This is a genomic window from Raineya sp., from assembly GCF_053497555.1.
The window spans coordinates 1-8,599 of the sequence record NZ_JBRCWE010000004.1 but is presented as its reverse complement, the minus strand read 5'-3'; the positions used below and the strand labels follow the sequence as shown (position 1 = coordinate 8,599).

Annotated in this window: 9 protein-coding genes; 3 read left to right on the top strand and 6 right to left on the bottom strand. The window is 38.2% G+C overall.

The features are described 5' to 3' along the window. Positions 1-367: hypothetical protein (locus tag ACWITO_RS00400; protein ID WP_448528027.1), on the bottom strand; the 367-nt coding region annotated here is incomplete at its 3' end. 156 nt (positions 368-523) lie between these two features. On the opposite strand from ACWITO_RS00400, the gene metG reads away from it, so the two are divergent. Further along, positions 524-2,617: a methionine--tRNA ligase gene (gene metG / locus ACWITO_RS00395; RefSeq protein WP_448528026.1), complete on the top strand. Its 2,094-nt coding sequence runs from the start codon at positions 524-526 to the stop codon at positions 2,615-2,617. A 7-nt stretch (positions 2,618-2,624) separates the two neighbouring features. On the opposite strand, the gene ACWITO_RS00390 is transcribed toward metG, so the two are convergent. The 3 genes from ACWITO_RS00390 to ACWITO_RS00380 all read right to left on the bottom strand — a co-directional run bounded on the left by ACWITO_RS00390 (position 2,625) and on the right by ACWITO_RS00380 (position 5,352). Then, positions 2,625-3,386 (bottom strand): type II restriction enzyme, encoded by a 762-nt coding sequence (locus tag ACWITO_RS00390; RefSeq protein ID WP_448528025.1) that lies wholly within the window; start codon positions 3,384-3,386, stop codon positions 2,625-2,627. After that, entirely contained in the window at positions 3,355-4,299 is a 945-nt protein-coding gene (locus ACWITO_RS00385) for a DNA adenine methylase (RefSeq protein WP_448528024.1), read from the bottom strand. Before ACWITO_RS00385 ends, ACWITO_RS00390 begins: the two co-directional genes overlap by 32 nt. Before the next feature lie 66 nt (positions 4,300-4,365). Next, entirely contained in the window at positions 4,366-5,352 is a 987-nt protein-coding gene (locus tag ACWITO_RS00380) for an isopenicillin N synthase family dioxygenase (protein ID WP_448528023.1), read from the bottom strand. Between the two features lie 161 nt (positions 5,353-5,513). On the opposite strand from ACWITO_RS00380, the gene phbB reads away from it, so the two are divergent. Then, entirely contained in the window at positions 5,514-6,260 is a 747-nt protein-coding gene (gene phbB, locus ACWITO_RS00375) for an acetoacetyl-CoA reductase (RefSeq protein WP_448528022.1), read from the top strand. Positions 6,261-6,354: 94 nt separating this feature from the next. Further along, positions 6,355-7,008: a hypothetical protein gene (locus ACWITO_RS00370; RefSeq protein ID WP_448528021.1), complete on the top strand. Its 654-nt coding sequence runs from the start codon at positions 6,355-6,357 to the stop codon at positions 7,006-7,008. Here ACWITO_RS00370 and ACWITO_RS00365 read toward each other — a convergent pair. Both ACWITO_RS00365 and nadD read right to left on the bottom strand, forming a co-directional pair. Further along, positions 6,992-7,930 (bottom strand): LysR substrate-binding domain-containing protein, encoded by a 939-nt coding sequence (locus ACWITO_RS00365; RefSeq protein ID WP_448528020.1) that lies wholly within the window; start codon positions 7,928-7,930, stop codon positions 6,992-6,994. The genes ACWITO_RS00370 and ACWITO_RS00365 overlap by 17 nt on opposite strands. Beyond that, positions 7,927-8,499: a nicotinate (nicotinamide) nucleotide adenylyltransferase gene (gene nadD / locus ACWITO_RS00360; protein WP_448528019.1), complete on the bottom strand. Its 573-nt coding sequence runs from the start codon at positions 8,497-8,499 to the stop codon at positions 7,927-7,929. Before nadD ends, ACWITO_RS00365 begins: the two co-directional genes overlap by 4 nt. Between the last annotated feature and the right edge of the window lie 100 nt (positions 8,500-8,599).

Genomic DNA, 8,599 nt, shown 5'->3' with positions numbered 1-8,599 from the left:
AATCTTTTTCAATCCTAAACAACTTCTCTGCTAAAATATAAGTAACATAGGCATAATCACTATTTTGATTTTTTGATTTATTAAAGATTTCTAATAACTTTTTACATTCACTTTTAGCTTCTTCATAATTGCCATTTTTTAGTAAGGCATAAGCTAATTTTTTCAGAACATAACTGCCTTTGTCATTTTCTTCTCCCAATTCTTTTTGTATTTTTTCGTAGGCGAGACAAAAGTTTTTAACAGCGTCATTGTAGTTCCCTATTTTAAGAAAGTTGGAAGCTATTGTGTCAAGTTTTTCCCAACTTTGGGCAAAGCCATACAGCCCCAATCCAAAGCATAAAACGAGAAAAAAGATAAATTTTTTCATGCCAATACAAATTTGAAAGCAAAATATGAAAAACGAGGCAAAAAAACAACCCCCTTTTTGGGGGATTTTTGGGTAAAATTGGATTTTTATCAGTCAAGACCTTTTTCCGTAATGCAGAAAAATTCTAACTTGCAGGCTAAAAAAAGAAAAATAGCAATGGCTAAGAAATTTCAGCGTTACTTGGTTACGGCGGCTTTACCCTATGCCAATGGAGGGATTCATATTGGACATTTGGCAGGAGTGTATATCCCCGCAGATATTTATTGTAGATATTTAAGGCTCAATCAGCAAGATGTATTATTTATTTGCGGCTCCGACGAACATGGCGTTCCTGTTACTATTCGTGCCGCCAAAGAGGGCGTATCGGTGCAAGAAGTAGTAGATAAATACGATAAGCTCATACGCGAATCTTTTGAGCAATTCGGCATTAGTTTTGATATTTACTCGCGTACCTCCAAAGCTATTCATTACCAAACTGCCCAAGAAATTTTCAAGACCTTGTACGATAAAGGTGTTTTTCTTGAAGAAACTACCGAACAATATTTTGACCCCGTAGCAAATAAATTTTTAGCAGATAGATACATTGTAGGCACTTGCCCTGTCTGTGGCTATGCCGATGCCTATGGCGACCAGTGCGAAAAATGTGGCTCCTCGCTCACTCCTGATAAACTCATCAATCCTCGCTCCAAACTCTCTGACGCTACCCCTATCAAAAAACCTACCAAACATTGGTTTTTTCCGCTCAATGAGTTTGAAAGTTGGCTCAAGCAGTGGATTTTAGAAGAGCATAAAGAGTGGAAAACGAATGTTTATGGGCAATGTAAATCTTGGTTAGATGCAGGTCTGCAACCGCGTCCGATGACAAGAGATTTGGATTGGGGTGTGCCTTTGCCCATTCCCAATACCGAAGGCAAAGTAATGTATGTGTGGTTTGATGCCCCCATAGGCTATATTTCGGCTACCAAAGATTATTTTGAGCAAAAATATCCCTTCGGGGAAGGGAAAAACGGCAATGCCGAAGACTGGAAATTGTATTGGAAAAATCCTTCTACCAAGTTGGTGCATTTTATCGGGAAAGATAACATTGTTTTTCACTGCATTATTTTCCCTGCTATTCTGAAAGCTGAAGGCTCGTATATTCTGCCTGATAACGTCCCTGCCAACGAATTTTTGAATTTGGAGGACGAAAAAATTTCTACCTCTCGGAATTGGGCAGTATGGCTTGATGAATACCTGCAAGGTTTCCCTCAAAAGCAAGATATTTTGCGGTATGTTCTCACTGCCAATGCCCCCGAGACCAAAGACAACAATTTTACTTGGAAAGATTTTCAGGAACGCAACAATAACGAACTGGTAGCGAATTTGGGCAATTTTGTCAATCGTGTTATTACGCTTACGCACAAGTATTTTCAGGGCATTGTACCTGCTCTGAACGAAAATTTTATCCAAAAATCGGATATTGATTTGCTGGAAAACCTCAAAACTTTTCCTGCCAAAATCGCCGATAGCATTGAAAACTATCGTTTCCGTGAGGCTTTGGGCTATGTAATGGAACTTTCTACATTGGGCAATAGATATTTGCAAGAAAATGAACCTTGGAAACTTGCCAAAGATTTTGAGAGCAATCGGGAAAGAATTGGTAATGTTTTGCATTTGGCTTTGCAAATTGTAGGGAATTTAGCTTTTTTGGCAGAGCCTTTTTTACCTTTTACAGCCCAAAAATTGCAAAAGGCTTTGCAATTGGGGCGGTTTTATTGGAAAGAACTTGGCTCGCAAGATTTGCTTGTAGCAGGGCAAACCATAGAAAATTTGGGCTTACTTTTTGAAAAAATTGAAGATGAGGCTATTCAAAAGCAACTGCAAAAACTTGCCGAAAGCAAAAAGGCAAATGAACTGCAAAATAAAAAGCCTCAGCCGCTCGCCTCTGAAATTAGCTATGACGATTTTAGTAAGTTAGATATTCGCATTGCTACCATTTTGAAAGCAGAAAAAATGCCTAAATCTGAAAAATTGCTCAAATTACTTCTGGATACAGGCATAGACCAAAGGGTGGTGCTAAGCGGCATAGCCAAATATTACAGCCCCGAAGAGATTATAGGCAGGCAAGTGTGTGTATTGTGTAATTTAGCCCCCCGCAAAATGATGGGCGAGGTTTCCAATGGAATGATTTTAATGGCAGAAGATGCTGATGGTTCTTTGAAATTTATTGAGCCTTCGGCAAAAGTGTGGAACGGGGCGAAAGTGAGTTGAAATAGCTTTATTTTACTTCAAATTTTGCACTTTTTAGTAGCTTTATGCTATTGTAGTTTTGGGTATCTGCAAAGCCGAATTCCCAAAGGGAATACTCTTTTCCTCTTTTTTCAAAGAAAAGCATGCTAATTCTTTTTTGGGTATAATGTTGCCATTGGCGAAAGGGATAGTACAATTGTCTGATAATGACGTTTTGCGTGGAAGCATTTTTAGCTTCTATCAAAACAACCTGATTTTTGCCTTCATAACCCGCATCTACTTCTGTTTGAACGCTTTGGGCAGTAATAAGTTGTTGGTGTTTTCCTGCGTAAAAATCAAATTTAGGAGTATATTTTCTACCCCTAATGGTCAGAACCAGACTTTCATCTTCCAAAAAACTACGAATAAGGCTTGAAGCATAAGCAAAGTCTAAATGTTGCATCTCGGAGTTGCCCACCTGGGAAGTTTCTAATTCAAAATCAAGTTTGGATTTATAAATTTTTGTGGGGGCAGTAATTTGAGGTATATCTGTATAACCTTCTCCTTGCAAAATAGCATAAGTACCGTTTTTGATAGGTAAAATGAACAAGTTGTTTTCTATAAAGACTTGCGGTCTGCTTTCTCGGGTATCTTGTTTGCATAAAACACGAACTTCTCTTTCGGTGGTATTTGTAAAATGCGAAGTAGCTTTTTTGATTTGCTCAGCGGTTAGTATGAAAGGTTTTTTAGAAAAATCGTGTTTGTGAATTTGATAGGCTTCAAAAATGGATAGCCAAGGTTTGTGGTTCATAGGGGTAGTTTGTAATTAAAAGTTCATTTATTTTTCCTCGCTTTTCACCATTGCAATTTACAACTCTTTTGGCAGAAACTCTAAAAATATTGTACCCGGCGTATGCTTTTTCAAAAAAGTCGTCATTAGGATTTTCATTTTTTGGGTCTGAATTAGAAAGCATTAACTTTGCACCTTTTTCAGTATCCAATTTGTGGAAAAAATGAGCCAATTCTTGTTGGTTTTTATCTGAAAACTCTGTACCTGTGTAAGTCGTAAAACCGGCAGTAGGACTGATAGGTCTGTAAGGGGGGTCAAGATAAACGAAAGAACTTTCATCAACTTTATCAAAGCAACTTGCATAATTAGCTTGTACTATTTCGGCACTTTGCAGAGCCTTGGAAGCGGCTAAAATATTGTTTTTATCAAAAATAGTAGCGGTTTTATATTTTCCAAAAGGCACATTAAACTCACCTTTTGAGTTGAGGCGAAAAAGACCATTGAAGCAAGTTTTATTCAAAAATATAAATTGAGCGGCTCTTGGAATCCAATTATCGGCAATTTTTTTATAGTTGATTTCAAAACGCTGTCGGTTGAAATGTTGGCGAATTTCTAAAAACAAATCCAATCTTTTTTCTTGCGGGGTATTGTCGTATTCTTTTTGGTATTGCTCCAAAAATTCTAGCAAATCGTAGGGATTTTGTTGGATAACTTGATAAGTTAAAATCAGGTCTTTGTTGAGGTCGGATAAATAAGCCTTTTCTATTTTATAACGTTGAGATATTGCAAAGAATAAAGCACCTCCTCCTAAAAAAGGCTCAATGTAGTTTCTAATTTTTCCTTTTCGGAGTTCATTGGGGTAATATTCCTCAAATTGTTCTAAAAGTTGGTTTTTACCGCCTACCCATTTTACGAAGGGTTTTGCTTTAATCATAGTTATTGCTGTTTTTCACACAAGCGACAACCTGAATTCATAGGTTGCCGCTTGCTTTTTTATGATTTATTTTTTCAAACCCAGCTCGTACAGACGCTCATTAAGAAACTCGCCTGCGGTCATATCGGAATATAGTTTGGGGTGGTCTTCATCTATACAGGAAGGCAGGCAAGTTAAATCCATTTCGGAGCGTGGGTGCATAAAAAATGGAATAGAATAACGAGAGGTATTCATTTTTTCGCGAGGCGGATTGACAACGCGGTGAATAGTAGATTTGAGCTTGTTGTTTGTCAGTCTATCCAGCATATCACCGACATTCACCACAATTTGCTCGGGCAAAGCAGTAATAGGAATCCATTTGCCATCGCGGCGTAGCACTTCCAGACCTTCGGCACTTGCTCCCATTAGCAGTGTAATGAGGTTTATATCGCCGTGAGCGGCGGCACGAACCGCATCAGCAGGCACGGAATCGGGGTCTTCGATAGGGTAGTAGTGCAAGGCTCTTAAAATACTATTGCCATAGGCAACTTTATCATCAAAGTAATGCTCATCTAACCCCAAATACAAAGCAATGGCTTGAAGCATAATTTTGCCTGTATTTTCCAAAGTTTTGTAGGCTTGTAGCGTGTAAGTCTTGAAATCGGGTATCTCTTCGGGAAAGATATTGGCAGGGTATTCCTTTTTTACAGGGTCGGTATCGGGAATATCGCTAATTTCTTGCCCCACGTGATAAAACTCTTTCAAATCGCCCACGTTGCGTCCTTTGGCGTGTTCTTTGTTTTTACCTGTATAGCCTCTTTGCCCTGCAAGTCCCTCAATTTCATACTTTTTCTTCACTTCTTCAGGAAGTGCAAAAAAGGCTTTTACCGCTTTGTAAAGGTTTTCTACGAGTTCATCACTCAATCCGTGATTTTTGATAGCTACAAAACCAATGTTGTTGTAGGCTTCGCCCAATTTTTCTACAAATTGCTTTTTTCGTACAGGGTCTCCTGATGTGAAATCGGCTAAATCCAAAGAAGGAACGGCATCGTAAAGAATTTCTTGTGCTTGCATAATTGTTTAGGGTTTAACAAAGCAAAATAACAAAAAAGATAGAATATTTTGCAAAAAAAGTAGAAAAACTTTTTTCGCTAAAAAAAATGCAAAAAAATCTTGAAAAATTAGTACAGATGATTAGTTTTGTAACAAAACGCAAACCCTAAACTTTTACTATTATGGATAAGAATGGAAAACGTGTAGCTCTTGTTACTGGAGCCACAGGTGGCTTAGGTACGGCTATGTGCCAACAATTGCAGAAAGATGGCTATCGTGTTTGTGCTCATTACCGCAATCCCGATAAGCTCAAAGAATGGCAAGAAAAAATGAAAGCCGAGGGCTTCGAGTTTGACTGCTTCTATGCTGATGTAAGCGATTTTAACTCTTGTGGCGAAATGGTCAAAAAAATTGAAGCAGAAGTGGGTCCCATTGATGTTTTGGTGAATAATGCGGGTATTACACGCGATAAACCTTTCCATAAGATGACCTACGAAGATTGGGACGCGGTGCTAAAAACTAATCTGTACAGCGTTTTCAATTGCACTCGCCACGTAATTGAGGGTATGAGAGAGCGTGCTTATGGTAGAATTATCAATATTTCTTCTGTAAATGGACAAAGAGGGCAATTCGGGCAGGCTAATTATTCTGCCGCCAAAGCAGGTATGCACGGATTTACCAAAACCCTTGCAATGGAAGTGGCTTCCAAAGGCATTACCGTCAATACCATTTCGCCCGGCTATATTGCAACCGATATGGTAATGGCTGTACGTGAAGATGTACGTAATCAAATTATTGCTCAAATACCTGTGGGTAGGCTTGGTGGTACAGAGGAAATCGCTTATTTGGTTTCTTTCCTTGCTTCCGAAAAAGCCAGCTTTATTACAGGGGCAAATTACTCTATCAATGGCGGTCAGCACGTATATTAAGGCTGTATGGCTATTGCAAAATTTCCCGAAAGTGTGTATCTTTCGGGAAATTTCATAATGAGGCAGACTTTACAAAAATAGTAGCTTCAAAACTATGAAAAATCTCATCTTATTCTTGCTGATTTTGCCTTTTTCGCTTCTTTTTGCCCAAGAGCCACAGGAAGAGATGTATTTGCAAGTGCATTTCTTGTATGGTTCAAAACCTGCTAAAAAGTTCAAAAAAACAGAAAAACGTTGGTTTGGAGGGATTTTGGGCGGACACGTAGGACTCGGACTGGATAGCAATCAAATCCTTAATTTTACCCGAAAAGGCTCATTTCATATCTTTCCGAATGCTAAAAACAAACATAGCACCTATTTACTTTCCTCTTACAACGAGTTTTATTCCATTTTGGGTGGGGATACCGAAAAAATGAAAAAAGCAGTGGTGTATATTCCTATTGATGAAAAACAAAAACAAATTTTTCAGCAGGTAGCTCAAAAATACTTACAAGAAACTCCTTACGATTATGCCTTCTTTGGAATGCGATGTGCGGCGGCAACTTATGATGTACTCGCCCAAATGGGTATAATGAAACCTTATAGACGCTCTAAAATTTCTCGCAAAATATTCTACCCTCGCAAACTTCGCAAGCGTTTGCTGGCAATGGCTTTGCAAAATAATTGGACACTGGTGCGTTGCGAAGGCACAATTTGCCGTAAATGGGAGCGTGATATTCCCAAAAAAGTGCTTACACAGGCAAAATAATCAAATCATTTTTCCGATAGTTACTGCTCATTAGTATTGGTGTAATGCTTTGTCTGATAATTTCGGCAAGGGCTTGGATAGTGCTTATTTTGGCAAAGGGGCGATAATATACTAAACTTACTTCACGTACAGGAATAGGTTTCTGAAAAAAAGCAGTTTTCTGTTTCCGATTTTCGGGGAGGTTTTGGTAGTATAGTTCGGGAATGAGGGTGAGTCCGCCGAGCTGATCTACCATATTCAGTAGTGTATCAAAAGAACTTGCCTCAAAAAAAAGATTTTTGGGCAAATATTCCGACTTTTGTAAATTACAAAGCTCTATGGACTGATTTCGCAAACAATTTCCTTCTTCCAAAAGCCAAAACTTTTCATTTTCTAACTCTGTGGAAACCAAATATTCTTTGCTATTGGGTGTTTTTCCATAAATGATTAGCATTTCATAAAACAAAATCTCCTCCTCAATATCAGTTTGGTTCAGAGGGGTTGCCAAAATGCCCATATCCAAACTGCCCTCACGCAGTTTGCGGATAATGTTTTCGGTAGTAAATTCTTTTACCTCCAATACCAAATGAGGTAATTTTTCTAAAATAGGGTGAAATATTTTGGGCAGTAGTGTCCCTGCTATGGTAGGAATAATTCCAATTTTGGCTTTGCCTGCAATTTGCTTTTTATCTTTTTGGGCAATATCTAAAATTTTTTCGGTATGCAGTAGTACCTTCTGAGCCTCCAATAGGATTTCCTTGCCTATTTCGGTAGTTACGATAGGTTGCGATTTCCTATCAAAAAGAATAACACCAAGCTCGTCTTCCAATTTTTTGACCATAGCACTCAAAGTGGCTTGGGTAACATTGCAGTAGTCGGCGGCTTTGCTGAAACTTTTGAATTTATCTACTGCCAAAATGTATTCTAATTGATGTAAGTTCATTGGTAAAACTTTTTACGTTGAATTAGCTCTGCTACGGCTTCGGGTACAAGGTAACGTATAGATTTGCCCTCACGTATGCACTCGCGTAGGTAAGTGGCTGAAATATCCATTAGTGGGGCTTTTATCCATTTTATTTTAGGGTGATTATCAAATTCGGTAGCAGGCGTTTGGGGGCGTGGATACACATACAATTCGTAATATTCCAAAATTTTTTCATAATTTTTCCAGTTCTTGAAATTTACAAGATTATCGCTACCCATAATAAGGACAAACTGCTTTTGGGGATATTTTTCTTGTAAATGGGTGAGTGTATGAATGGTATAACTGGGTTGGGGCAAGTGAAATTCTATATCGCAAGCACGTAAGCGAGGATTATCGTAAATAGCTTTTTCAACCATATCGTAGCGGTCGAAGGCGTGCAAAAGGCTTTCTTTTTTCTTATGCGGATTGTGTGGCGAAATGACAAACCAAACTTCCCGCAAATCCGTATTTTCTGCCATTGTGTTGGCAATTATCAGATGCCCTATGTGTATAGGATTGAAAGAACCAAAAAATAAACCAATTTTCATAAAAATTTTTACTTTTTTATTTTGAAGTTGTTTAGGATTGAAAAAGATTTCCAATGAAAGTTGTATATTTAGGTGCTGAAACTAAAATATTACTTTTCAT